This is a genomic window from Nocardia sp. NPDC059154 (assembly GCF_042755705.1).
Lineage (GTDB): Bacteria > Actinomycetota > Actinomycetes > Mycobacteriales > Mycobacteriaceae > Nocardia.
The window spans coordinates 166801-191447 of record NZ_JBHZCS010000003.1 but is presented as its reverse complement, the minus strand read 5'-3'; the positions used below and the strand labels follow the sequence as shown (position 1 = coordinate 191447).

Annotated in this window: 24 protein-coding genes and 2 pseudogenes; 15 read left to right on the top strand and 11 right to left on the bottom strand. The window is 68.6% G+C overall.

Features of this window, described 5'->3' with window-relative positions:
* Window positions 1-328 (bottom strand): annotated as a pseudogene (locus ACFXN1_RS04485) (AraC family transcriptional regulator); the annotation flags it as partial.
* Window positions 329-557: 229 nt separating this feature from the next.
* Here ACFXN1_RS04485 and ACFXN1_RS04480 point away from each other — a divergent pair.
* Complete coding sequence (locus ACFXN1_RS04480; protein ID WP_379436683.1) at window positions 558-1817, top strand: MFS transporter; 1260 nt, start codon at window positions 558-560, stop codon at window positions 1815-1817.
* Here ACFXN1_RS04480 and ACFXN1_RS04475 read toward each other — a convergent pair.
* A complete protein-coding gene (locus tag ACFXN1_RS04475; protein ID WP_379436606.1) occupies window positions 1814-2254 on the bottom strand; it encodes a DUF3099 domain-containing protein in 441 nt (146 codons plus the stop codon). The two genes, ACFXN1_RS04480 and ACFXN1_RS04475, sit on opposite strands and share 4 nt — an antisense overlap.
* Window positions 2255-2312: 58 nt before the next feature.
* On the opposite strand from ACFXN1_RS04475, the gene ACFXN1_RS04470 reads away from it, so the two are divergent.
* On the top strand, window positions 2313-2546 hold the full coding sequence (locus ACFXN1_RS04470) for a DUF3039 domain-containing protein (RefSeq protein ID WP_354837011.1): 234 nt from the start codon (window positions 2313-2315) through the stop codon (window positions 2544-2546).
* A gap of 40 nt (window positions 2547-2586) precedes the next feature.
* On the top strand, window positions 2587-2970 hold the full coding sequence (locus ACFXN1_RS04465; protein ID WP_379401598.1) for a hypothetical protein: 384 nt from the start codon (window positions 2587-2589) through the stop codon (window positions 2968-2970).
* Window positions 2971-3046: 76 nt separating this feature from the next.
* On the opposite strand, the gene ACFXN1_RS04460 is transcribed toward ACFXN1_RS04465, so the two are convergent.
* Window positions 3047-3706 (bottom strand): TetR/AcrR family transcriptional regulator, encoded by a 660-nt coding sequence (locus tag ACFXN1_RS04460; protein ID WP_379436604.1) that lies wholly within the window; start codon window positions 3704-3706, stop codon window positions 3047-3049.
* 137 nt (window positions 3707-3843) lie between these two features.
* Here ACFXN1_RS04460 and ACFXN1_RS04455 point away from each other — a divergent pair, with 137 nt between their 5' ends.
* The 6 genes from ACFXN1_RS04455 (at window position 3844) to ACFXN1_RS04430 (ending at window position 12027) form a co-directional block, all read left to right on the top strand.
* Entirely contained in the window at window positions 3844-4977 is a 1134-nt protein-coding gene (locus ACFXN1_RS04455; RefSeq protein ID WP_379436603.1) for a VOC family protein, read from the top strand.
* Window positions 4974-5912 (top strand): fumarylacetoacetate hydrolase family protein, encoded by a 939-nt coding sequence (locus ACFXN1_RS04450; protein WP_379436601.1) that lies wholly within the window; start codon window positions 4974-4976, stop codon window positions 5910-5912. Before ACFXN1_RS04455 ends, ACFXN1_RS04450 begins: the two co-directional genes overlap by 4 nt.
* On the top strand, window positions 5909-7825 hold the full coding sequence (locus tag ACFXN1_RS04445; protein WP_379436600.1) for an acyl-CoA synthetase: 1917 nt from the start codon (window positions 5909-5911) through the stop codon (window positions 7823-7825). The genes ACFXN1_RS04450 and ACFXN1_RS04445 overlap by 4 nt, the downstream gene beginning before the upstream one ends.
* Entirely contained in the window at window positions 7822-8178 is a 357-nt protein-coding gene (locus ACFXN1_RS04440; RefSeq protein ID WP_379436598.1) for a DoxX family protein, read from the top strand. Before ACFXN1_RS04445 ends, ACFXN1_RS04440 begins: the two co-directional genes overlap by 4 nt.
* The gene (locus ACFXN1_RS04435; RefSeq protein ID WP_379436597.1) at window positions 8175-9701 is read left to right on the top strand and encodes a bifunctional 3-(3-hydroxy-phenyl)propionate/3-hydroxycinnamic acid hydroxylase; all 1527 of its coding nucleotides are present in this window, start codon (window positions 8175-8177) and stop codon (window positions 9699-9701) included. Before ACFXN1_RS04440 ends, ACFXN1_RS04435 begins: the two co-directional genes overlap by 4 nt.
* A 112-nt stretch (window positions 9702-9813) precedes the next feature.
* Window positions 9814-12027 carry an MMPL family transporter gene (locus tag ACFXN1_RS04430; RefSeq protein ID WP_379436595.1) on the top strand — a complete coding sequence of 738 codons (2214 nt, stop codon included), beginning with the start codon at window positions 9814-9816 and terminating at the stop codon, window positions 12025-12027.
* Window positions 12028-12039: 12 nt separating this feature from the next.
* Here the strand turns inward: ACFXN1_RS04430 and ACFXN1_RS04425 are convergent, their stop codons facing one another.
* Window positions 12040-12489, bottom strand: a complete 450-nt coding sequence (locus ACFXN1_RS04425; protein WP_379436594.1) for an EthD domain-containing protein — start codon at window positions 12487-12489, stop codon at window positions 12040-12042.
* A 71-nt stretch (window positions 12490-12560) separates the two neighbouring features.
* Window positions 12561-14264: an FAD-dependent monooxygenase gene (locus tag ACFXN1_RS04420; RefSeq protein ID WP_379436593.1), complete on the bottom strand. Its 1704-nt coding sequence runs from the start codon at window positions 14262-14264 to the stop codon at window positions 12561-12563.
* A 109-nt stretch (window positions 14265-14373) separates the two neighbouring features.
* Between ACFXN1_RS04420 and ACFXN1_RS04415 the strand changes: the two genes are divergently transcribed.
* Both ACFXN1_RS04415 and ACFXN1_RS04410 read left to right on the top strand, forming a co-directional pair.
* On the top strand, window positions 14374-14985 hold the full coding sequence (locus tag ACFXN1_RS04415; RefSeq protein WP_379436591.1) for a TetR/AcrR family transcriptional regulator: 612 nt from the start codon (window positions 14374-14376) through the stop codon (window positions 14983-14985).
* A 143-nt stretch (window positions 14986-15128) separates the two neighbouring features.
* On the top strand, window positions 15129-16523 hold the full coding sequence (locus tag ACFXN1_RS04410; RefSeq protein WP_379436589.1) for an FAD-dependent oxidoreductase: 1395 nt from the start codon (window positions 15129-15131) through the stop codon (window positions 16521-16523).
* Window positions 16524-16563: 40 nt separating this feature from the next.
* Here ACFXN1_RS04410 and ACFXN1_RS04405 read toward each other — a convergent pair whose 3' ends face one another.
* The gene (locus tag ACFXN1_RS04405) at window positions 16564-16995 is read right to left on the bottom strand and encodes an SRPBCC family protein (RefSeq protein ID WP_379389964.1); all 432 of its coding nucleotides are present in this window, start codon (window positions 16993-16995) and stop codon (window positions 16564-16566) included.
* A 141-nt stretch (window positions 16996-17136) separates the two neighbouring features.
* On the opposite strand from ACFXN1_RS04405, the gene ACFXN1_RS04400 reads away from it, so the two are divergent.
* Window positions 17137-17835 carry a hypothetical protein gene (locus ACFXN1_RS04400; RefSeq protein WP_379436588.1) on the top strand — a complete coding sequence of 233 codons (699 nt, stop codon included), beginning with the start codon at window positions 17137-17139 and terminating at the stop codon, window positions 17833-17835.
* A 19-nt stretch (window positions 17836-17854) separates the two neighbouring features.
* Here ACFXN1_RS04400 and ACFXN1_RS04395 read toward each other — a convergent pair whose 3' ends face one another.
* On the bottom strand, window positions 17855-17989 hold the full coding sequence (locus ACFXN1_RS04395; protein WP_379401613.1) for a hypothetical protein: 135 nt from the start codon (window positions 17987-17989) through the stop codon (window positions 17855-17857).
* Window positions 17990-18145: 156 nt separating this feature from the next.
* Between ACFXN1_RS04395 and ACFXN1_RS04390 the strand changes: the two genes are divergently transcribed.
* Window positions 18146-18682, top strand: coding sequence for a hypothetical protein (locus ACFXN1_RS04390; RefSeq protein ID WP_379436586.1), 537 nt, complete (start codon window positions 18146-18148; stop codon window positions 18680-18682).
* Here ACFXN1_RS04390 and ACFXN1_RS04385 read toward each other — a convergent pair.
* Complete coding sequence (locus ACFXN1_RS04385; RefSeq protein WP_379436585.1) at window positions 18674-19723, bottom strand: YihY/virulence factor BrkB family protein; 1050 nt, start codon at window positions 19721-19723, stop codon at window positions 18674-18676. The two genes, ACFXN1_RS04390 and ACFXN1_RS04385, sit on opposite strands and share 9 nt — an antisense overlap.
* A gap of 122 nt (window positions 19724-19845) precedes the next feature.
* Here ACFXN1_RS04385 and ACFXN1_RS04380 point away from each other — a divergent pair, with 122 nt between their 5' ends.
* Window positions 19846-21558, top strand: coding sequence for a DEAD/DEAH box helicase (locus ACFXN1_RS04380; RefSeq protein ID WP_379436583.1), 1713 nt, complete (start codon window positions 19846-19848; stop codon window positions 21556-21558).
* A gap of 10 nt (window positions 21559-21568) precedes the next feature.
* Here the strand turns inward: ACFXN1_RS04380 and ACFXN1_RS04375 are convergent, their stop codons facing one another.
* Window positions 21569-21868: a DUF1905 domain-containing protein gene (locus ACFXN1_RS04375; protein ID WP_354836966.1), complete on the bottom strand. Its 300-nt coding sequence runs from the start codon at window positions 21866-21868 to the stop codon at window positions 21569-21571.
* Between the two features lie 89 nt (window positions 21869-21957).
* Here ACFXN1_RS04375 and ACFXN1_RS04370 point away from each other — a divergent pair.
* Window positions 21958-22038 (top strand): annotated as a pseudogene (locus ACFXN1_RS04370) (SAM-dependent methyltransferase); the annotation flags it as partial.
* 22 nt (window positions 22039-22060) lie between these two features.
* Here the strand turns inward: ACFXN1_RS04370 and ACFXN1_RS04365 are convergent.
* Both ACFXN1_RS04365 and ACFXN1_RS04360 read right to left on the bottom strand, forming a co-directional pair.
* The gene (locus ACFXN1_RS04365) at window positions 22061-22609 is read right to left on the bottom strand and encodes a hypothetical protein (RefSeq protein ID WP_379436582.1); all 549 of its coding nucleotides are present in this window, start codon (window positions 22607-22609) and stop codon (window positions 22061-22063) included.
* A gap of 1 nt (window position 22610) precedes the next feature.
* The gene (locus ACFXN1_RS04360) at window positions 22611-24344 is read right to left on the bottom strand and encodes a DEAD/DEAH box helicase (RefSeq protein ID WP_379436682.1); all 1734 of its coding nucleotides are present in this window, start codon (window positions 24342-24344) and stop codon (window positions 22611-22613) included.
* Window positions 24345-24647 lie beyond the last annotated feature (303 nt).

Below are 24647 nucleotides of genomic sequence, written 5' to 3'. Positions count from 1 at the left end.
TGGCGCGGCGGCCGTCCAGCAGGCCCGCCGCGCCGAGCACGAACGCGCCGGTGCAGATGGAGACGATGCGGGCGTCCGGCCGGATGGTGGCCAGCGCCTCGGCCACCCGGGGCGGCAGCGTGCCCTCCTGGCGCGGCTGGGTGATGCGGGTGCCGGGCACGATCACGGTGTCGGCACGGGCCAGCAGCTCGGGCCCGAATTCCGGGATGACGGTGTATCCGCCGGTGGCGACCACACCCCCGGTGTCGACGCCGCAGGTGTGCACCTCGTAGAGCGGGTTGCCGTCCTCGTCGACGGCGGCGCCGAGCACCACCGGCGGGATCGACATGTCGAAGCCGACGGTCGGTTCCAGGACGAGGACGGCGACCAGATGCGGTGTCGGCACGATGCTCCTCTCGTGATGGCTGGATCTTGACGCATTGTGGCATTCTGGCCACTCGTGGCGGAAGGGCTTTTCGGTCACCCTCGATCGGGTGAGCGAACTGAAGGACGATCTCGGCCGGGAATCATCGGGTGGCACAACCCCGTTGGACGCCGGCTCGGCCACGAGCGGCGCACTGCAGCCCGACGCACCCGCGACCGGGCGGCCGGGGCCGCATCCGGCGTGGATCGTGGTGGTGGTGGGCTTCATCGCGCTGCTGGGCGCGGCCGGCTTCCGCTCGGTGCCCGGTGTGCTCATGGACCCGCTGCACGAGGAGTTCGGGTGGTCGCACGGCACCATCGGCGCGGCGGTGTCGGTGAATGTGCTGCTGTACGGCCTGATCTCGCCGTTCGCGGCGGCGCTCATGGATCGCTTCGGTATTCGCCGGGTAGTGGCGTGCGCGCTGGTGCTGATCGCGGCGGGCAGCGGACTGACGGTGTTCATGACCCGGCCGTGGCAGCTCATGGCGACCTGGGGCCTGCTGGTGGGCGTCGGGGTGGGCTCGATGTCCATGCCGTTCGTGGCCACCATCACCGGGCGCTGGTTCGTGAAGCATCGCGGCCTGGTGACCGGCGTGCTCACCGCCGCTGGCGCGACCGGGCAGCTGGTCTTCCTGCCGCTGATCGCGAGCCTGGCCCGCGATCACGGTTGGCGCACACCGTCTCTCGTGGTGTCGGCGACGGCGCTGGCGGTGGTGCCGCTGGTGCTGCTGTTCATCCGCGACTTCCCCAGCGACGCCGGGGTGCGGGCCTACGGCGCCGAACCGGGCAGCGGAGTCGGAGTGCGCACCTCGGCGCCGGGCGGCGCGGCCCGCGCGGTGACGGTGCTGGCGACCATTGTCCGCAAGCCCGTGTTCTGGCTGCTGGCAGGCGGTTTCGCCATCTGCGGGGCATCGACCAACGGCCTGATCGGCACCCACTTCGTGAGTGCCGCCCACGATCACGGCATGCCCGCCACCACCGCGGCCGGATTGCTGGCGACGGTGGGCATCTTCGATGTCGCCGGCACCATCGCCTCGGGCTGGCTCACCGACCGCGTGGACTCCCGCTACCTGCTGGTCGCCTACTACTCGCTGCGCGGCATCTCACTGCTGTTCCTGCCGATCCTCTTCGGACCCGACGTACACCCCAGCATGTGGGCCTTCATCATCTTCTACGGCCTCGACTGGATCGCCACCGTCCCGCCCACGGTCGCCCTGTGCCGCGCCCACTTCGGCGCGGACGGACCCGTCGCCTTCGGCTGGGTCTTCGCCTCCCACCAGATCGGCGCCGCCCTGGCCGCTTTCGGTGCGGGCGTCATCCGCGACGTGCAGGGCAGCTACACCTTGGCCTGGTTCATCGCGGGCGGGTTGTGCGGGCTGGCGGCCCTGCTGTCAGCGGGGATTCGCCCGCGCTAACCGTCGATTGCCTTGTGCGGCCCTGATTCCAGCGCCGCCTGATCGCGTCGTCCGTCCCAGCGGCTGGGCTCGTCCTTGGTGCGGGGCGGGCGGTCGTTGGCAATGAGGACCGCGATCCACGGCAGCGGGATGGAGACGCCGATGATCAGGAGCGACAGCCACCAGCTGTGCCACACGCTGTAGGCGACGGCCGCGCCGATCAGGCATGGAATGCGCAACGACATGATGGCGATGTACCGCCGCACCCGGTCGCGATGCTGTTGCTCGAGCGAGGGCGCGGCCTCGGTGATCAGCGCCGGATGCTGTTTCTCCTCGCCCGGGAAGTAGCCCTGCGACTGGCGCGGTGGTTTCGGGATGGAACCGGCGGGATGGAACTCGACGTCCGGGCGATCCTCACCGCTCATGCCGTCGGCCTGGGATTCGCCGTCACGCTGCATACCCCGAGTCTTCCACTACCGCGCGTCGGATGCACATGCCGCCTGGCATGATTGAACCGTGAGCGCAGACACCCTGGTCCGTCCGGACGAGACCACCGACGAGTCGACCGACAACGACACTCCCAAGGTCTTCCATTACGTCAAGAAGGAAAAGATCGCTGAGTCCGCGGTCATGGGCACCCACGTGGTAGCCCTCTGCGGCGAGGTCTTCCCGGTCACCCGTTCCGCCAAGCCGGGTTCCCCGGTCTGCCCGGACTGCAAGCGAATCTACGAAATGATGAAGCGGGACTGACCGGTCTGGTCGACAGGCATCCCGTGAACGGCTCGGCGCGATGACCACGGCACGTGAGGTTCCCGATCCGTGGTCAGGCTCGCGCAGCACTCCGCACTGGGTTCCCGCCCGCGGATTGGCCAATGGGCTGAATTCACACTCCTGGGCAGTCCTCGCCGACTTGGCCGAGTCGCAGGTCTACCGAGTGCTCTTCGCGCTGATCGACGCGGGCATCGCAGCCTACGTCCTGCCTGTGCGCACGACCGTGCTGGAGCGCGGTGATCCGGAGGTCGTGTGGCGGCTCTGGGTCGACATCCCGCGGTATCGCGCGGCGGAGGATTTGTTGATGGAGTTGCTGCGCTACGGCCGCTCTCGGCGCCGGCCGAAACCGGTGCAGGGCCGTCGTCGGCGTCGGCGAGTGCCCCTGGTTCGCAAGCCACAGTGAGCCCCCGGGGCGGCACGTAAAGCATCCACACACACCAGACCGTCGCGTGCGCGGCGCGCAATTCCGGCGGACTTGTTCAGGCTGCGGTGTCGGTGTGCGGCAGTGCGTCGAGGGATGGCAGCGGGCGCCCGCAGATCTCGTGCGCGTCGTCCGCGGAGAGTCCGAACATGCGCAGCAGGTCTTCGGTGATCTGATCGGTCGCCTCGGCGTCATCGCGTTCGGGCTGCTCGTGCAGGAGCTGGCCGAGGCAGATGGCGGCGCCGGTGACGATGGTCATGGCCAGCTCGGTATCGCGGACGTCGAATCGTCCGGCACGGACTCCGGCCTCGATATCGCGGCGGGCGCGGGGCGCGAGGCCCTTCTCGGAGCGCGCCAGCTGCAGGCCGTTGTTGATCAGGACCTTGCTGAGCATCGGGTTGCGCCGGTGCAGGCGCCCGGTGAGCCGGAAGCTCTGGGCGAAGACCTGCGCCGGGTCGTCGAGGTTTTCGCAGAGGGTGTCGAGCACGACGCCGTACAGATCGAGTGCTTCCTCGACAGCGGCCTCGAACAGTTCTTCCCGGGTTTGGAAGTGGTTGTAGAACGACCCCATCCCGACGTCGGCGGCCTGGGTGATCTCCAAGATCGGCACGCTGAGCTTGCCCGCCGCGAGGAACGATTGCGCCGCCCTCACGAGCGCCGCGCGGGTACGCGCCTTCCGGCGCTCCAGGCGATTGGGTTGCCCGGATTGCGTGACCATCGCTGTCCACCTCTTCCCTGACACCGTAGGCCGCCCAGCATAGCGCCTCGGGTCAGTTCTGACGAAATGCTCAGAAGGTCTTGACTGACTATCGGTTCGCGAGTGACGATATCGTCAGAACATGAAGGGAGCGGTCGATGAGCGGACATCACGACGTGCACAGCCGCCTGCACAGTGAGCAGGGCGCAGTGCGGGGTGAGCACCCCGGCCGTGCCCGCAATCCGGTGGTGAAGGTGCTCGATCTGGCCTGGCTGGAATTCGAGAAGCCCGACCTGGAGCGCGCCGAGATCTTTTCTCGCGCTTTCGGTTTCACCACCGCCACGCGGACATCCGAGGAATTGCACCTGCGCGGAACCGACGCCGGGTCGCCCTGCGTGCTGGTGCGGCGCGGTGACCGTTCCCGCTTCGTCGGTCCGGCTTTCCGGGCCGCCGAGACCGGCGATCTGCTGCGCCTGGGCGAGGAAACCGGTCGGCGGCCGCAGCCGCTGCCGGAGTCGCTCGGCGGGCTGGGTCTCGATCTGGTGGATCCGAGCGGGCTGCGGGTCCGAGTCGTCGCCGAAACCCGCGAACTGCCCGGGCTGCCCGCGCAGCAGACGCAGGTGTTCAACAGCGGACACGAGGTGCTGCGTATCAATGCCACTCAGCGGCCGCCCCGGGTTCCGGCGCGGGTGCAGCGCCTCGGCCATGTCGTCGTGCAGACCACCAGGTACCGGGAGACTCTCGACTGGTATCTGCGCTATCTGGGCCTGATCGTCAGCGACTTCCTCTTCTATCCGGGACAGCGGGAACGCGGGCCGGTGATGAGCTTCATTCGCTGCGATCGCGGCGCGACTCCGGCCGACCATCACACGCTGGCGCTCACCCTCGGGCCCTCCAACCGGTATGTGCACTCCGCCTATCAGGTCGCCGATCTGGATGCGCTCGCCGCCGGCGGTGAGTACCTCCTCGACCACGGTTATCAGCGGTCGTGGGGAATCGGACGCCACATTCAGGGCAGCCAGATCTTCGACTACTGGCGGGATCCCGACGGTTTCATGGTCGAGCATTTCAGTGACGGCGACATGTTCGACTGCACCCTCGAACCGGGCTGGGCGCCGATGAGCGCGTCGGGTCTGGCGCAGTGGGGGCCGCCCGCCACCAAGGATTTCCTGGGTCTCTCCCCTGGGAGGGAATCGCTCAGAGAAGTGCGCTCGATCCTCGACGCCCTGCGCGAGGACAACGAATTCGATCTCCGCCGCCTGCGCGGCCTGCTGAAAGTAGCCAACTCATGAGCATTTCCGTTCTCCGTACCGCGGACACCTGGTGGGTCCGGACACCCGCCGGTGCGGCGCGCATCGATACCGTCGCGACCACGACGCGCGAACTGCTGGCGGATCGGGCAGCGATCGCCGCGGCGGCCGCGAGCTCGGATCTTGTTCCGGTCGAAGGTCTTTCGCTGATCTCTCCGGTGACCGCACCGTGTCGAGTCGTCGCGCAGATGACGAACTTCGCATCCCACGTGAAGGACTCGGGGATGAACCCCGAGACCGTGCCGCTGACCTTCTTCCGCAAGAGCTCCGGATCGATCAGCGGCCCCTACGACGACGTGATCCGGCCCGCGCATGTCAAGCTGCTGGACTACGAGGTGGAGATCGGCCTGGTGTTCGGCCGCGAGATGCCGGTCGGCACCGAGATCGACGACGAGTCCCTCGGCGACTACATCGCGGGTCTGGTCGTGACGAACGACGTGTCTGCCCGGGACGTACAGCTGCCGAAAACCCAGTTCTACGAGGCGAAGTCGTACCCGACCTTCACGCCCGTCGGCCCCGCGCTGGTGCTGCTGGACGCCGATGAAATCAAGCGATTCACCGATCTGCGCCTGCGGTTGTGGGTGAACGGCCGAGTGCGCCAGGACATGACGGTCGCCGACATGATCTACCGGCCGGTCGAGACGCTGCGGGCCTTGAGCCGGTTCCAGCGCATGGATGCCGGGGACCTGCTGCTGACCGGAACTCCGATCGGCACCGCGCTCAGCGCTCCGCCGAAGCCGGTCGAGATCATCGCGTCGCTGCTGCCGCCCAAGGTGAAGTGGAAGCTGTTCTTCGAGGGCCAGGCCAAGAATCCGAAGTACCTCCAGGACGGCGATGTGATCGAGGCGACCATCGGCACCGACGATGGAGTCCTCGATCTGGGCCGCCAGCGCACGGTCGTGAGGTACGCGCGGTGACCGGGAACCCGACCCTCGAGACCGACGCCGAAGCCCTGCTGTGGCCGCGCTACACCGGTCCGGAGGACCTGAGCGTCATCGAATCGGTGCCCCTGGCCGAGCGCGGGCTGCCCGAGTCGACCTACGCACTGCTGGTGCGCGCCGCGACCCGGTGGCCGGACCGTACGGCCGTCACCGTGCTGTCCGATGCCTCGAGTTGGCGGGAACCGGTGCGGCGCACCTACTCCCAGTTGCTCGCCGAGGTGCACCGTTATGCCAACCTGCTGCATGCGCTCGGGGTGCGCCGCGGCGACGCGGTCGCCCTGATCGCGCCCAACTGCGCGGAGTTGATTCCCGCCACGCTGGCCGCGCAGCTGGCGGGCATCGCCGCACCGATCAATGGCGGCCTGTCGCAGGCGCATATCGCGGAGCTCCTGCACCGCTCCGGCGCTCGGGTGCTGATCGCCGCCGGCCCCGAACTCGCCGCCGACATCTGGGAGTCGGCATACGAACTCGCGTCCCAGGGTCTGCTGGATGCGGTGCTGGTGCTACGGCCGACCGCTGCCGCAACGGAGACCGTGCCGCTGCCTGTCGTCGACGGTGTGCGCATCGGCTGTCTCGATACCCTTGCAGCCGAACAGGACTGGACCGCTTTCGCCGGGGAGGCGCCCGCCGCAACGGATCTGGCGGCCCTGTTCCACACCGGCGGCACCACCGGTGTGCCGAAACTGGCCGCGCACCGCCAGTCCGGTGAGGTTGCCAATGCGTGGATGATCGCGGCCAACTCCCTGCTCGACGAGGATGCGGTGGTCTTCGCCGCGCTGCCGCTGTTCCATGTCAACGCGCTCGTCGTGACACTGCTCGCGCCCTTGTTCCGCGGCCAGTCGGTGGTCTGGGCCGGGCCGCTCGGATATCGGGACTTCGCTCTCTACGGCGAATTCTGGAATATCGTGGCGCACTACCGGATCGCGGCCATGAGCGCGGTGCCGACGGTGTACGCGGTGCTGGCGCAGTGCCCGATCGGCGCGGACATCTCTAGCCTGCGCTACGCGATGGTCGGCGCGTCCCCGCTGCCGGCCGCCGTGCGCGAGAACTTCCAGGCGCACACCGGGGTCACGCTGGTCGAGGGTTATGGCCTCACCGAGGCGACATGCGCGACCGCCCGCAGCTTCCCGGATCTGCCGCGTCCCGGCTCGGTCGGACAGCGCATGCCCTACCAGCAGGTCAAGGTTGTTCGCATGCCCGAGGACGGGGTCTGGACCGAACTCCCCGCCGGAGAGACCGGCATATTGGTGATCGGCGGGCCCACGGTCTTCGCCGGTTACGTGACCGGCCGCAGCGAGCACGGGCACCTGCTGGACGGGCTCGGTGCCGTGGTCGACGGGTGGCTGAGCACCGGCGATCTCGCGCATGTCGACGCAGTCGGATTCATTCATCTGCACGGTCGCGCAAAGGATCTCATCATTCGCGGCGGGCACAATCTCGATCCGGCGGTCATCGAGGACGCGCTCCTGTCCCACCCGCAGGTGACCTCGGCGGGCGCGGTCGGCCGCCCGGACGTGCACGCCGGGGAGGTACCCGTGGCCTATGTGACCCTGGTGCCCGGCGCGGAGGTGAGCGAGGCGGAGCTCGTCGCCTGGGCGGGGGAGCGGGTGCCCGAACGCGCCGCCGCCCCGAAAACCGTGACGGTGCTGGATGTCCTGCCGGTGACCGACGTCGGCAAGCCGTACAAGCTCGGCCTGCGCGCCGACGCCACTCGTCGCGAGGTACTGGATGCGCTGGCCGGAGTCGAGGCCGTACTCGGTGTCACCGCGCAGGTCGAGGACGGCGCGATCGTGACCGTCGTCGAGCTCGGCCCCGGGGCCGGCGAGGGGGCCGCCGAGGCGATTCTCGGTCGCTACGCGATCACCTGGAAGGTCGAGGTGCACCGATGAAGATCGTGTCGACCGTGCCGGCCGCGGTGCTCACCGTGGAGTTCCTGTCGTTCGGTGCGGCCAAGACGCTCGCCCTCGCGCCGATGCGGGAACGTGCCGCGCGTCTGGGCTACTCCACCGCCGCCTACCGGGGCATCGGAGCGCTCGAAATCGCCGGCGCGAGTGGGCTGCTGATCGGTCTGGCCCGGCCGCCGATCGGGATCGCCGCGGGAATCGGACTGGCACTGTTGATGATCGGTGCGGTGGGCGCACATGTCCGCAACGGCGACGGCGTGGCGGAGTACGTGCCCGCGGTGGTCACCGGACTGGTCACGCTCGGCTATCTGGCTGCGCTGTCCGGGGTTTCGCCGTGAGCACCGCGATGATCCCGGTGGTGATCGTCGGCGCGGGCCCGGCCGGTATCACCGCGGCCACGTTGCTCGCGCACCATGGGATCGACACTCTCGTGCTGGAGCGGTGGACCGATGTCTATCCGCAACCGCGGGCAGTGCACCTCGACGGCGAGATCCGCCGAATCCTGGAACGTCTGGGAGTCGGCCGGGAATTCGACGGGATCTCCCGGTCCGCCCTGGGGTTGCGGCTCATCGACCCGAGCGGGCGGGTGCTGGCCCAGTTCGATCGCGACCCGGCCGGTGGGCGCAGCGGGTATCCGGAGGCGAACCTGTTCGACCAGCCGGAGCTGGAGGCGATCCTGCGGGTCAACCTGAAGCTGTATCCGCGGGTGACCTTGCGTGGTGACGTCGAAGTCACCGCCATCGCCGAAGAATCGGGCTGTGTCCGGGTCGATTTCACCGATCGCGTGACCGGCGATACCGAATCCGTGTGTACGCGTTACGTATTGGGCTGCGATGGCGCGAACAGCGTTGTCCGCGGCGCGATCGGCGCACGCATGCGGAATCTGCGATTCGAGCAGCGCTGGCTGGTGGTGGACGTCGCCACGCCGCGGGATCTGGGGCAATGGGAAGGCGTGCACCAGGTGTGCGATCCGGCGCGCGCTGCCACCTTCATGCGCATCGGAAAAACCCGCTACCGCTGGGAATTCCGGCTCCGGCCCGGCGAGACCGTCGCCGACTTCGACGACCCGGGTCGGCTGCGCCCATTGCTCGACCCGTGGCTCGGCGGTGTTCCGGCGGCGGATCTCGAACTGATCCGCGTCGCGGAATACACCTTCCGTGCCCAGCTGGCCGACCGCTGGCGCCGAGGCCGGGTGTTCCTGCTCGGTGATGCCGCGCACCTCACCCCGCCGTTCATCGGCCAGGGCATGGGCGCGGGCCTGCGCGACGCGGCCAACCTCGCGTGGAAACTGGCGGGCGTGCTGCGCGGGGAACTCCCGGACGACGTGCTCGATACCTACGAGACGGAGCGGAAACCGCACGCACGGGCCATGATCCGGCTGGCCAAGCTCACCGGCGTCACCATGACCGACGGTGGCGAACTGAGCAACCGGCTGCGGAGTGTGCTGGCACCGCGCCTGCATCGGATCCCCGGCCTCACCCACATGATCACCAGCGGCGAATCCCCGCGCCTGCACCTCTCGGGTCCCGGGCGAGTGCCGCGCCTGCGCCGGCGGTTGACGGGCCGGCTGGTTCCCAACGCCCGGCTCGCCGACGGCCGCCGCCTCGACGAGGCCATGAACGGGCGCTACACCGTCATCACCGTGCGCGAGCCCGCGCCGCAGTGCCGAATCGTCGTCGAGCAGCGCGGCGGGTTCGTTGTCGTCGCGGAGCCGGGCACCGAGCTGCATCGTTGGGTGAGGCAGGGTCGCGCCGCCGCGGCTCTGGTCCGCCCGGACGGCACCGTCCAGTCCTGCGGAGACGTGCAGTCATTGTGCGCGGCATTGCCTTCTTTCCATCCGGGCGCACCGGCGCGAAGGTGACCAGCCGGTTGCTGACCATTGCAACGTTTATGAGGAAATCATCATCTGACGTGTTACCGTACCGATAGGTCTGTGATTGCTGGTCGGATGGTGTCTCCACGAGAGGACCCGCATGTCCCGCTATCTGTACGCACTCGGCCAGGTCGTTGTCCGCCGCCGCTGGTGGGTGCTGGCGATATGGATCGTGCTGCTGGCCGCCGCCATCGGATTCGCCGCCGCGACGGGCGGAAAAACCAACGACAATTTCACGGTTCCGGGCACCGAATCGCAGGACGCGGTCTCCTTGCTGCAGCAGCGGATGCCCGCTTTCTCGGGTGCGCAGATGCAGGTCGTGTTCGCGACGTCGAACCTGGCCAAGGTGACCGATCAACCGGTGACCGGAGAGATCGAGCAGATGATGGCCCAGTTGAAGGGGCTCCCGCAGGTCGCCGCGGTGGTCGACCCGTTCCAGGCCAAAGCGGTCTCACCGGATCAACACGTCGCGCTGGGCAGCGTGCAGTTCTCCGTCTCGGCCGGCGAGGTCGAGCAGTTCACCCTCGACCAGGTGACCCGGGTCGCCGACCAGGCGCGTGACACCGGTCTGCAGGTCGAGTTCTCCGGTGCCGTCTATCCGGGCTTCACCGCGGAGATCCCGCACACGCCCGAAATGCTCGGCGTCATCGCGGCCTTCGTCATTCTGCTGATCACCTTCGGCGCGGTGGTGGCGGCGGGACTGCCGATCATCACGGCGGCCGTCGGCGTGGGTATCGGTCTCGCCGGCATCCTGGGCATCGCCGCCTACACCGACGTGCCGTCGGCGGCGACCTCGCTGGCACTGATGCTGGGCCTGTCCTGCGGGATCGACTACGCGCTGTTCGTCCTCTCCCGGCATCGCCACCAGGTGGTGCTGGGAATGGCTGTGGCGGAGTCGATTCCGCTGGCGGTCGGGACCGCGGGCAGTTCGGTGGTGTTCGCGGCGGTGACCGTGATCATCGCGCTGTGCGGGCTGGCGGTCGCGAACATCCCGTTCCTCACCGTCATGGGCCTGACCGCCGCCGGTGCGGTCCTGGTGGCCATGCTCGTCGCGCTGACCCTGCTGCCCGCGCTGCTCAGCCTCGCCGGAGGCACGGTCGCCAAATTCATCTCGCCGCCGCTGCACCCGGGAAAGCCGGAGGAGGTGGCGCGCATCGCCGCCTACGAGCCCGAGCGCACCGCGGGCCACGCCTGGGGACGGTTCGTCACCCGCTTCCGGATTCCATTGCTGGTGCTGGGCATCGCGGTGCTGGTGGTGATCGCGCTTCCCGCCACCCGTATGAATCTCGGATTGCCCAGTGGCGCAACGCAATCGGAGTCCAGCACCGCCCGTAGGGCATATGACCTGGTGAGCCGGTCGTTCGGCCCCGGGTTCAACGGGGCGCTGCTGGTGGTGACCGACCTCTCGCACGCCACCGGCCCGGACGCGGCGCAGACCGTGATGGGCCGGCTGCAGCAGGAACCCGACGTCGCGGTGGTGCAGCCGGCGGGCACGGGCGACAACCTGGTCCTGATCCAGGTCGTGCCCAAGACAGGACCCGACGACAGCGCGACCGCCGATCTGGTCAACCGCCTGCGCGATGACCGTGCGACCATCGAGAGCGGCTCCGGGGCAACGTATCTGGTGGGCGGCACCACCGCGGCGAACATCGATACCTCACGCCGCTTGGGCGAGGCGCTGCCGGTCTTCCTCGTTGTCGTCGTGGGTCTGGCGCTGGTGCTGCTGACCATCGCCTTCCGGACCGTCCTGGTCCCGCTGTCCTCGATCGTCGGGTTCATCCTCTCGGTGTTCGCGGCCCTCGGCGCGCAGGTCGCCGTCTTTCAATGGGGATGGGGCGCAAGCCTTTTGCATGTCACCAAGGCGGAGACGCTGAGCTTCCTGCCGATCATCACCCTGGCCATCATCTTCGGGCTGTCGAGCGATTACCAGATCTTCGTGGTGTCCCGCATCAAGGAGGAGCACACCCGCACCGCGGACGCGACCGCCGCGGTGCGCAACGGGATCGCGCACTCGGCGCGCGTCGTCACGGCCGCGGCGCTGATCATGTTCGGCGTCTTCGTCGCCTTCGCCACCGTCGACAACCCGATCGTCAAACCGTTGGCGTTCACACTCGCGGTCGGTGTGCTCCTGGACGCCTTCATCGTCCGGCTGACCCTGGTGCCCGCGGTCATGGCCCTGATCGGCGATCGTATGTGGTACCACCCGCGGTGGTTCGCCCGCTATGTGCCCGACTTCGACATCGAAGGCGCCGAACTCGAACGCCGCTTCGCGGATGAGACCGAAACCGAAGTGCCGCGGGTGGTTACCAACTGATCGGAACACCGACTAGCCGAGCATGACGTGCTCCGTGGTCAAGAAGTACGAGGAGCGAGCGAGATCGATGAAGTTCTTCTCGTCATCCGCGAGCCGCTCGTTGGCCTGGATTCCGTCCGGGGTGGCGATGCCCGCGAGCATGGCCTGTTCCGAAGGGAACCACACTTCCACGATGCCGTCGTAGGGCTCGCCGGTACCGCGGGTGGCGGCGAGCAGGGCGTTCTGCGGAGAATCCAGGATGTGGCTCTGAACGTAGCGGTAGCCGCCTAGGATCTTGATCTGCTCTGCGGCGAAGGGGCCGTGGTGATTCAGCCAATAGTCGTGGAACTGTTCGGGCGTCAGGTCGGCCCGGCGGCGGAGGGCGCACGTCATCTTGATCGCATCGGCCGAGGTGTCCGCGGCTGCTGTGGGGAGGCCGGACGCCAGGGCGGCCGCGAGGCCCGCCGCCGTCGCGCCGACCATGAAAGCCCTTCTCGAACCGGCGTTTTCAGGGGAGTTCACTGTCATCTTCTCCGTTGTTGTGCGGGGATCCTTCAAGCGCCGCGTACGCGGTCGATGATTGCCAGTGGCCCGGCGGGTGCGGCGTTGCCGCGCCAGGCCACGTGCTGGTCGGGACGAATCAGAACGAGGTCGCGTTCGTAGAGGGCGCGGGCGTGCGGGTCGCGGACATCGACGATGTCGAGCGGCACCTTTCGTTCAGCGGCCGCGATCCGAAAGCCGTCGACGTCGTGATCCGCGAAGCGCAGCAGGGTGAAGCCGCGACCGAACAGGTCGAAGATGGCGGTGCCGTCGGCGAGGCGCACGCTCGGCGGCCGCGCTCCGGGCCAGGTGCCGGGCAGGTATTCGTCCATCCGCTGCCGCGGGGCCCGGTCCTCGGTGTCTCGGCACACGATGGGGGAGTGGTCGTAGCGGTAGCCGAGTTCGATTCCCAGCGCTTCGTTTTCGAGATTGCCCAGATCGCTGATCTCGCGGCCGATCCGCCGGCGGGTACGCGCGCCGAACCAGCGTTCGCTGTGCATGGTGGCGCGGGAGGTGGCCATGATGGCGCCGCGGACGACGGTGTGCCGGGCGGACGCCTCTCGGTTGCGGAGGGCGACGGGGCGGCGTTCCCGCTCGTACGCCGCGAGCAGGCGTGGTCCGCCCCATCCCTGCAACCGGGCCGCGAGCGCCCAGCCCAGCCCGACCGCATCGCCGACGCCGGTGTTCATGCCATAGCCGCCCGCGGGCGTCACCTGGTGGGCGGCATCACCGGCCAGCCAGACCCGGCCGCGGCCATAGGACTCGGCGACGGTCAGCCGGGGCGTCCAGGCATTGGCGACCAGCACGGTCATCTCGAACCGGTATCCGAGACAGCGGAATACGAATTCACGCGGGTCGATGCTGTCGGCGTCGGCGCCCATGCTCAGGGGAGCGTGCAGGGTCCAGGTGTCGCCGTCGTTCTGGGAGATGACGGTCCAGCCCTCGGGTGACTGCAGATGCCACACGGTGCCGAAGCGGGCGGCGATCTCGCGATCGGGAGTCGTGAAATGCACCAGGTAGAACCGGCCGTCCGGGGGCCGCTGCCCACCGGCCAGGAACGTCCGCGTGAGAGTCCTTGCGAGCCGGGGAATTCCGAGCTCCCGCACCAGCAGCCGGCGCAGGTCGATCTCGTCGAGACCGATCCCGAGGTGCCGCCGGACCCGGCTGCCCGCGCCGTCGCATCCCACCAGGTAGCGGGCGCGCACGGTGCGGCGTTCGCCGGTCCCGGACACCAGCTGGGCCGTGACGCCCTCCGTGTCCTCGGTGAAACTGTCCAGCGCCCAACCGTATTGCACCTCGACGTGCCGGGACCTGGCCTGCAGCTGGTCCCGAAGCGCGGGCTCGAGGATGATCTGGGACACGCGCATGGCCGGCTCCAGTGGGAGGGCGCCGTCGACGCGTCGGCCGATCGCCTCGAAGGACTCCTCGACACTCGGGTACTCGAACTTCGCCAGTTCCCATCCGACCGCATTGCTCGCCCAGACCACGGTGGTCCGATGATCGGGCGGCGTCGCCGCCTTGCGCAGGTCGTCGGCAATGCCGAGCCGCCGGTACAACTCCATGCTGCGGCTGTTGGTGATGTCCATCTTCGGATGCCGCGTGGTGGTCGAATTGCGCTCTACCAGAAGGGTTTCCACGCCATGGAAGTCGAGCTCCAGGGCCAGTGTCAGGCCTACCGGCCCCGCGCCGACCACGAGCACCGATGTGGTTTCGGTCATAGCCGTAGATTGAACAGTAGTGTTCAATTTGAGTCAAGAGCGTCTCGATAGTTTTGGGTTTGGCCCGCCTGGGACGGTTCTGTACTGTCGAGCTGGCGAAGGAGGGGTTATGAGTGCGACTCAGCGGCGGATCAACGCGGCGGCAATGCGGCTGTTCGCCGAGCGCGGCAGCGTGGACCTGACCATGAGCGAGCTGGCGACCGAAGCTGGTGTCGCCCGGGGCACGCTCTATCGCAATGTCGAATCCGTCGAGCAGCTCTTCCAGCAGGTCCGCGCCCAGCTCGCCTTCGAACTGCACAGTGCCAACGCGCAGGCGATGGACGCCCATGGTGACCTCGACCCGCCGCTGCGGCTGTCGACCGGTACCCGCATGATCGTGCGGATGGCGCACGAGAACCCCGCGGCGGGCCGCTTCGTCGTGCGGTTCGCGCTGACCGACGAGTCGCTGCGCGAGATGCTGACCGGCCCGCCGATGCGGGACGTGGCCGCCGGAATCGCCTCCGGCCGTTATGTCGTCGCACCCGGAATGGAGCTGAGTATCGCCTCCATGCTGATGGGTACCGTGGTCAGCGCCATGTGGATGGTGCTGGAGGGCCACCAGTCGTGGCGCGACGCGGCGGCGGGGGCCGCCGAACTCATCCTGTGCGCCCTGGGGGTTCCGCACGACGAGGCACGCCGGATCGCCGCAAGTCCGTTGCCGGCCACCGCCTTCGAAGTCTGATCGGGTCCCTCAACGGCTTGTGGCGGCTGGCATGTCACCTCATCTCCTGATCTAATCATTCAAATGTGATGAGACTATCAGTTGCCCGTGCATGATGCCAGGGCACCGGTCGGCAGTGCCGTAACGCTCGTAACGTGTGAGGCATGGGCGAATGCGTGGTGATCATCGGCGGGGATGCTGCGGGTATGGCGGCGGCTTCACAGGCGCGCAGGTTGAAGGGCGTAGGGGAGCTCGAGATCGTCGTTTTCGAGCGGGGGCATTTCACCTCGTACTCAGCGTGCGGGATCCCGTACTGGGTGGGCGGGGACGTCGGTGGGCCGGACGATCTCATCGCGCGGACGCCCGCCGAGCATCGGGCGCGGGACATCGATCTGCGGCTGGGAACCGAGGTCGTGGAGATCGATGTCGCCGGGCGGCGGGTGAGGTCTCGCGAGCTCGGCACCGGCCGGGAGAGCTGGACCGGCTACGACAAACTCGTGATAGCCACCGGTGCGACGCCGATCCGGCCCGCGCTGCCCGGCATCGACGCGGCCGGGGTGCACGGGGTGCAGACGCTCGACGATGGGCAGGCCCTCATCGCCACCCTCGAGTCGATCGCGGGCCGGCGGGCGGTGGTGGTGGGTGCGGGGTACATCGGTGTGGAGATGGCGGAGGCGCTGCTCCGGCGGGGATTCCAGGTCACCATGCTCAATCGCAGCGCCGAGCCCATGTCCACCCTCGACCCGGATATGGGTGTGCTGATCCGGAAGGCCATGCAGGGCATGGGGATTCAGGTCATCGACAATGCGGAGCTGACGGCTGTCCACACCGATGCGCAGGGCCGGGTCACCGGCGTCGCCACGGCTGATGCCGAATACCCCGCCGATGTGGTGGTTCTCGGTATCGGCGTCCGCCCCGCCACCGACCTCGCCCGTGCGGCCGGTCTCCCGCTGGGGGAGTCCGGTGGTCTGCTGACCGATCTCGCCATGCGGGTGCGTGGACACGAGAACATCTGGGCCGGCGGCGATTGCGTCGAGGTGCTCGACCTCGTCTCCGGCTCCGAACGCCACATCCCCCTCGGTACGCACGCCAACAAGCACGGCCAGGTCATCGGTTCCGGCGTCGGCGGCGACTACGCCATCTTCCCCGGCGTGGTGGGTACCGCCGTCAGCAAGGTGTGTGACCTGGAGGTCGCCCGCACCGGCCTGCGTGAACGCGACGCCCGCGCGGTCGGACTGCAATTCGTCACCGTCACCATCGAATCAACCAGCCGCTCCGGCTATTTCCCCGGCACCGCACCCATGACGGTGAAAATGCTCGCCGAGCGCCGCACCGGCCGCCTGCTCGGTGTCCAGATCGTCGGCCGCGAAGGGGCGGGCAAGCGCATCGACATCGCCGCCGTGGCTCTCACCGCCTGCCTCACCGTCGACCAGATCGTCGCGCTCGACCTCGGCTACGCCCCACCCTTCTCCCCGGTCTGGGACCCCATCCAGGTTGCCGCCCGCAAGGCCGTCACGGCGGTCCGCCGCGACGCCGTGGAGAGGAATCGCACGAAGTGAACCGACCTCCCGGATCGAAACAGCGCTCTGTTGCGCGGGGTCAGCCGTAGAGCTGGACGAAGCGGTCGAGGGAGCGTTCGACGTCGCCGCGGAGGGCGCGGGCCACGGCCGAGCCGATGGGACCGAAGAGGGGTGCGCCGCCGAGGGTGAAGTCGGCGGTGACCTTGGAGCCGGTGGGGCTGGGGGAGACGCGGAGTTCGATGCCGAATTTGGTGCCGCCGATGCCGGAACCGTTGAGGACCAGGCGGTTCGGGGGCTCGGCGGTTTCGACGGTCCAGGTGACGCGATTGCGGAAGCCTTTGACGGTGGCTACGCCGATCAGGCGGGTCCCGGGGGTGAGCGCGTCGGGGACAGGGCCGCGCCAGCCCTCGTGGAGGGTGAGCCACTTGTCGAGTTCGGGCAGGTCGGAGGCGTGCGACCAGGCCTTCTCGGGCGGGATCGGGACGTCTACGGAGACCTTCAACTTAGCCACGAACCAGATGGTATCTGTTACATGATGTAGCTCTAACGGTGGCGCCCTGTGCAGCCTGGGGACTGGCTGGGCGAGGTCGGGCACGCGGAAGCTGTCGGGCGTTGCATGTATCGCTACCCCTGCCAGTGGCACCGCCGGCCGATGCTCGAAGCCCTCGTCGACGAACCTGCCGATGCCCTGTTGCTCGGTCCCATCACCGAATTCGCGGGCCTCCAACTCGCCGAGGCAAAGGGCATACCGGCCATCGGGTTGCGGTTGTTCCCGCTGTCGGCGACAGCTCTGCATGCGCCGAGTTTGTTCGGCGGCAAGGACTTCGGGGGTTTCGGCAACCGCCTCTCTGCCGAGTTCGGGGCGTGGTTGTTCGACACCGTCTATCGTGAACCCGTCGCGGGCTTTCGGCGCGACCTGGGCCTGCCGAAGGTGTCCGTCAGGGAATTGCGCCGCCGCCGCACCGCGTCGGAATGGCCTGTGCTGCATGGATATTCACAGGCTGTTTCGCCACGTCCGGTGGACTGGCGGTCGGGTCTCGAGGTCACCGGCTATTGGTGGCCGCCGCGACCCGTCGACTGGGAGCCACCCGCCGAGCTGGTGGAGTTCCTCGAGGCCGGACCGCCCCCGGTGTTCGTCGGATTCGGCAGCACCACCGAAGGCATGTCGCGGCGGGCGGAATTCTCGGAGATCGTGAACGAGGCGCTGCGGCGGTACGGCGGGCGGGCAGTGGTGCAGGCGGGCCGGCTGCAATTGGACGTCGGTGGAGACAACCTGGCGGCCCACATCGCGGGAGAAGACGGTGCGGGCGCAGCGGTCAAAGCGATCGAGGCGCATCTCGGCACACGGTGATGTCGCCGATGAAGAAGAACTAGCTCCTGGCCGCCTCGTCCTCGCCGACCCCGCCGGGCTCTTCGCCGCCCAGCAACTCGTCCTGGATCGCCTCGAGCATGCAGGTGTTGTTGTCGAGCAGCCCCAGGATCTCGTCCAACCGGTCGTTCTTCATACAGCGATCGTCACCCGTGCTCGCCCCGGAGGCAACGTCGAGCCGGGACCCTGCTCGTTCGTGCTGTGAAGCCTTGGCTGTCAACGGCATCCGATTTCTTGAGTTGTAACTCAGTAAATGGCTATCCTGAGTCGGAACTCAGGAAAGGTTGGTCCGATGGCGAATCCGCTGTTGCTGGCTACACACATCACCATTGCGCTCGCGCTGACGATCCTCGTCGGGGTGCAGTGCACCGAGTTGGCGCGAATCCGGCTGGAACCCAGCGGGATTCGCGTTGATGGGGCCGTTCGGGCCGTGCGGCTCACACTGTTGTCGGTTCCGGTGTTCACGCTGCTGACTGTGATCACGGGGTTCGCGGTACTGGCGGACGGGGCGAAGGGTGGCCCGTGGATCGGGGCGGGGCTGGTGTCGACCGCTGTTATCGGGGCGAGCTCGGGGTGGACCCGGCGGCGATTGGCCAGGCCGGGGTCGCACCGGGCCGGCCATGGCGCGGGGGTGCTGTCTGCCGTCCAATGGGGCGTTCCCGCACAGACATTGGCCGCGGCCTTCCTGATGGCCGACCGGCCCGACAACCCCGCCATCGCCTTCGCGCCCGTCCTGGTCGCGATCGCGATCACGGCTGCCGCGTACTTCTCGGCGCGGCGCACCGAGGGTGAATCGGCCGAACCGGGCCTACGGGCTGGATCACAGTGACCGCGACTCGGGCGCGGGCGGCGGGTCCTGCGGTTTCGATGCGGTGGGCGCCGGGTCCGCAGGCCGGGACTGTTTGCGGGCGTTCCACCAGTGGCGGAACTGCGCCAGCCGGGTGGCGCGGGCGGGCCAGAATTCCTCGACGCTGGCATTGAATTCGGCGCCGAGGATGATGGCGAAACCCAGGAAGAACGTGAACAGCAGGAAGGCGATGGGGGTCGCCAGCGCGCCGTAGGAGATGCCGGTCCGGGTCACCCACGCCAGGTAGCGGCGCAGGCCCTCGCTGGCCGCCATGAAGAACACACCGGCGACCAGCGCACCGCCGAAGAGCCGATGCCAGGGGAGGGTGCGGTGGAGGGCGGTCTTGTAGAGGAAGGTGAGGCCGATGATCAGCAGCAGGCCGGTGCCGGGGTAGTAGAAGGCGTCGATGAGCCGCAGGCCCGGCTCGCGCCAGCCGTGGGGGAGGGCCCGCCCGATGAGGGTGGGGCCCACGGCGATCAGCGGCAGGATGAGCACCGCGATCACGAGGAAGCCGACATAGAGCAGCAGCGCGAAGATTCGCTGCCAGACCGGATGGCGGGCGGTGGCCTGGCCGTGCGCGGCGGTGATGGCGTCGACGAAGGTTGCCATGGCCGAGGAGCCGGCCCACAGCGACAGCACGAAGCCGACGGACACCACCCCGCCGTGGCCGCGCTGCAGCACGTCGTTGACGGTCGGCTGGACCAGACTGTCGACCACGTTGGGGCTGAACGCCTTCCGCGCGAAGCTGACGATCTTGGACTGCACGATGTTCACCGTGTTCGGGCCGAACCAGTGCCCGACATAGCCGAGGCTGCCGAGCAGCCCCAGCAGCAGCGGGGCCAGCGAGAGCGTCTGCCAGAAGGCGGCCGCCGCGGATTTGGTGAAGATCGCGTCGTTCCACGCCTTCGTCGCGACGTGGACGACGAGTTGCCGGATGCGGCCCCAGCGGGTGGCGGCGAGCACAACGGACGCCGTCGGCGCCGACGCGTCGGCGTGTTGCGGAGATTCGTCGTGCACGTTCATCGTGGCCTAAGCATCGCCTACCAGCGCTTCGAATGGGACCGGACCCGCGATGTGGTGTGCGGCACTCCGCAGGGCTGTGTCGGATTGGAAAGCTGTCGGGTTCGATCGCTACTCTCTACCGAGTGACTTCGGGTGGTGGCGGTTCCTTACGTGCATGGCAGCGCAGAGCACTGACCAAGTATCTGACCACCAAGCCACGGGACTTTCTGGCCGTCGCGACCCCGGGTGCGGGTAAGACCACCTTCGCGCTGCGGGTAGCCGCCGAGCTGCTCAACGACCGTACGGTCGACCAGGTGACGGTGGTCGCACCCACCGAGCATCTCAAGCACCAGTGGGCTGCGTCGGCCGCGCGCAACGGGATTCAGCTGGATTCGAACTTCTCCAACTCGACCGGTTCCACCTCGTCCGACTACCACGGCGTGGTGGTCACCTACGCGCAGATCGCGTCGCATCCGTTCAAGCACCGGGTGCGCACCGAGAACCGCCGCACGCTGGTGATCATGGACGAGATCCACCACGCCGGTGACGCCAAGAGCTGGGGTGAGGCGGTCGAGGAGGCGTTCGGTGACGCCACCCGCCGGCTGGCGCTGACCGGTACCCCGTTCCGCAGCGACGACTCCAAGATCCCGTTCATCACCTACGAGGCCGACGAGTCCGGTTTCGAGAAGTCGCGCGCCGACCACACCTACGGCTACTCCGAGGCGCTCGCCGACGGCGTGGTCAGGCCCGTGGTCTTCCTCGCCTACTCCGGTGAGGCGCACTGGCGGGACAGCGCGGGCGAGGAGTACTCCGCCCGCCTGGGCGAGCCCCTCAATGCCGAGCAGACCGCCCGCGCCTGGCGCACCGCCCTCGACCCGGCCGGCGACTGGATGTCGAAGGTGCTCACCGCCGCCGACACCCGCCTGCGCCAGCTGCGCGCCACCGGCATGCCCGACGCGGGCGGCCTGGTGATCGCCACCGACCAGGAGAAGGCGCGCGACTACGCCGAACTGCTGGAACACATTTCGGGCACCAAGCCGACCATCGTGCTGTCCGACGATCCGGACTCCTCCGACCGCATCGGCGAGTTCAGCGAGAACACCGACCCGTGGATGGTCGCGGTGCGCATGGTGTCCGAGGGCGTCGACGTGCCGCGCCTCGCGGTCGGCGTGTATGCCACCAGCGCCTCGACCCCGCTGTACTTCGCGCAGGCCATCGGCCGTTTCGTGCGTGCCCGCAAGACCGGTGAGACCGCCAGCGTCTTCGTGCCCTCGGTGCCGGTGCTGCTGGATCTGGCCGCCCAGCTGGAACTGCAGCGCGACCATGTGATCGGCAAGCCGCATCGCGAGGCGAACGCGCTCGAGGACGAACTGCTCATCGACGCCAACCGGCAGAAGGACGAGCCGGGCGAGGAGGAGAAGAAGTTCGTCGCCCTGGCCGCCGACGCCGAGCTCGACCAGGTCATCTACGACGGCGACTCCTTCGGCACCGCCACGTTCTCCGGCAGTGACGAGGAGGCCGACTACCTCGGCATCCCCGGCCTGCTCGACGCCGACCAGATGCGCGCCCTGCTGCGCGAACGCCAGTCCCGTCAGCTCCAGGAACGCAGCGCCGCCGCCGAGGCTCGCCCCTCGGGCGCCGGCGTGGAGGCCGCCGTAGAACGCGCCGCCACCTCGGACCGCCTGTCCGAGCTGCGCCGCGAACTGAACAGCCTGGTCGCCATGCACCACCACCGCACCGGTAAACCGCACGGCGTCATCCACGGCGACCTGCGCCGCGAATGCGGCGGCCCCCCAACCGCTCTCGCCACCGCCGACCAGCTCTCCCAGCGCATCGCGGCCCTGCGTCGGATCTGACCGGCGCGGACTACACCACCTGCAGCTCGACCTCGACCGGGTCGCCCGCGTTCAACCCCTCGGCGACGCGGACGGCCTTCTTCACCGGCAGCACATAGGTTCCGCGCTTGCCGTCGGGAAAGATCGAGGTCGACCATCGGCTGCCGCCGACCGCGACTTTCACCTTCACCGAGCCGAATCCGGAGGCGGTGTGCCCGAAACGCTCCTCGATCTCGTCGGCGACCGACTCGGGCAGACTCACGAAATGCCAGGAGGCCTGTGCTTCCCATTCCCAGAGTTCGGCGGTGAACGCGTACGTGGAGATCGCCATGGCCCGACGGTAGCCGCCGGGTCCGACAAGGTAGGCCGGGGTCAGCGGGTGAAGCAGCGGGCAGGGGAGACGCCCACCTCATGCCGTCGCCCGCCCAGCAGGACGACCTGTTCGCCGAGGCCTTCCGCGTCCTGCGCCCGGGCGGCGTCTTCGCCGGCAGCGACGGCTTGGACCGGTCGGTCGCAGCGGCTGTCAGCCGAAGTAGACCGCCGGATCGAGTGCGTCGATAGGCGTCCAGCGGGGGACCGACACCGGGGTGTCGGTGTCCGTGGCGGGCGGAGCGCTCCGATAGCCCTGGAGATCCAAGGCGAGCCAGGGATTTTCGTCGATCAGGCGGACCACCGCGTAGCAGGTGGCGAGCATGTGGAGGCAGCGGGCGTTGCGGGCGCGGCAGGAGCAGTCGGTGCTCGCGAGGATGGGCGTCACCGAGATCCCCGCGGCGATGACCGCGGCGTGCAGATCGTCGCCGAGGGTGAGGGTGTCGGCGGGCACCACGGCGGCGATGGCGTCGATGGCGGCGCGCGGGAGCGATGTCAGCTCCAGGTGCGTCACCGACGCTTCCGACCCGCGATGAATGTGCGCCCGCACCACGGTGCCCTGGATCTCGGTCCGGACGCCGTTGTTGCGGGCGATGCTGCGCGCGCGGGGGAGCAGCGGCTCGGGTTTGGTGAGGCTGAGCGGTTCCGCCAGCCGCACCCAGTCCTTGCCCCACGCCGTGTACCCGAATTCGTTGTCCGCCATCTCAGTTTCTCCGCTTCCGGCGCAGCAGCTTCAGCAGTCGTTCGTCGTCCAGTCGCGCCAGCTCCGCGACTCCGGCCGCGTCGCTGAGGTCGGTGAGCGCCGACTTGCGGTCGTGCATGCCCGCGATGTGCTCCTCGATGGTGGTGCCCGAGGTCAGCGTGGTGACGGTGACGGTGCGGGTCTGCCCGATGCGATGCGCGCGATCCGACGCCTGCGCCTCCACCGCCGGATTCCACCAGCGGTCGAAATGGATGACGTCGGCGGCCCGCGTGAGCGTCAGCCCGGTACCCGCTGCCCGCAGGCTGAGCACCAATATGGGTGGGCCGTCCGGTGATTGGAAGTCCGCGACGATCTCCCCGCGCTGCTGCTGGTCGAGCCCGCCGTGGAAGAACGGCACCCGCACCCCGAATTCCTCGGCGCAGTGCCGGACCAGCAGTTCACCGGTCTTGCGGTACTGGGTGAACACCAGGGTGGGCGCGTCCACGTCGAGGTTGTTGGCCAGAATGTCGGAGCAGACGTCGAATTTCCCGGAGCGCCCGGCCAATTCGTCCAGCTCCCCGGTGATCAGCCCCGGGTGGTTGCACACCTGCTTGAGTTCGGTCAGCACCGCCAGCACCCGCGTGTGCCGCTGCGCCCCGGTCCCGAACCCGGCCGTCTCGGCCCGATCGAGCAGCCGGTCGTAGAGCTGCTCCTGCTCCGCGCTCAGATCGCACACCAGATCGCAGTGGATCTTGGCCGGCAGCGCGGCGGCCACCTGGGATTTGCGGCGGCCCAGCACGATCGGCTCGACGGCGTCCCGCAGCCGCAGCACCGCGCTCGCCGATCCCTCGCTGATCGGCCGCACGAACCGCCGCCGGAACTGCGCCCGGTGCGTGAACTCCTGCGGCGTGATCAGATTCAGCAGCGCCCACAGCTCGTCGAGGTGATTCTCCACCGGCGTACCGGTCAGCGCGATCCGCGCCTCGGCCGGAATCGCCCGCGCCGCCTTCGCGACCTGCGTGTGCGGATTCTTCAGCACCTGCGCCTCGTCGAAAATCACGGTGGCCCACCGCTGCCCGGCCAGCGCGGCGCCGTGCCCGCGCAGGGTCGGATACCCGGTCACCACAATCGTTCCCGGCTCGGTCTCCGGCGCGGGCCCGCCCCGCCAGGCCACCGCGCGCAGTCCGGGCGCGAATCGCTCGATCTCGTGCGCCCAGTTGCCCACGAGTGATGTTGGACACACCACGAGTTGTGGCCCGTCCCCGGCCTTCCCGAGCAGGTACCCGATGGCCTGCACCGTCTTGCCCAGGCCCATCTCGTCGGCCAGCACCGCGCCGCCGTGCGCGGCGGCGGTCTCGCGCAGCCAGGTGATGCCGCGCGCCTGATAGGGCCGCAGCTCGGCCTTCAATCCGGAGCGCAGTTCGGCGCCGAGCGCCACGGTGTCCCGCAGCGCCCGCAGGGTCCGCCCCGCCGAGACGACGGCGGTCCCGGTGGCATTCGGGACGGCGTGCGCGGCCACGGGCAGCCGCCGCGCCTCGACCTCCGTCTCGAGGGCCTCGCGGAGCAGATGTATAGATTCCCCGGGATTTTCGATAGCAAGCGTGCATAACCGTTCCGGTTCCACCAGAGCGCATTCCACGTCCGTGACGCCGATGCCGTCCCGGCCGGGAACGGCGAGGGCGAGGGTCTCCACCTCGCCCAGGTCTCGCGGCGCGCTACCGGTGGCGTGGCCGTTCCACGTCCAGAGCGCGACCATATGTCGATCCTGCAGGTAGGTGGCGTGTGAGGTCTGCGGCACCCGTCCGTTGTACCCGCCTGATCTCGCCGTGCGTACATGACGAATCTCGCGTTGCGTGCAACGGAATTCATGTGTCCCCGGCCACAGCTCAATTGATGTGTCGCTGGTCACATCCCGCGTCGAATGGTCCCGTACACAGCAGCAGCGGGGGGGACGCGGGTTGTTCTCCTCCGGGGTTTTTTTTGGGGGGGGTTACCTTTTTCGCGTGGTCCCCCAAAAAGGTGAAGCCCCCCCACATTCTCCCCCCGCGGGGGAGACGTT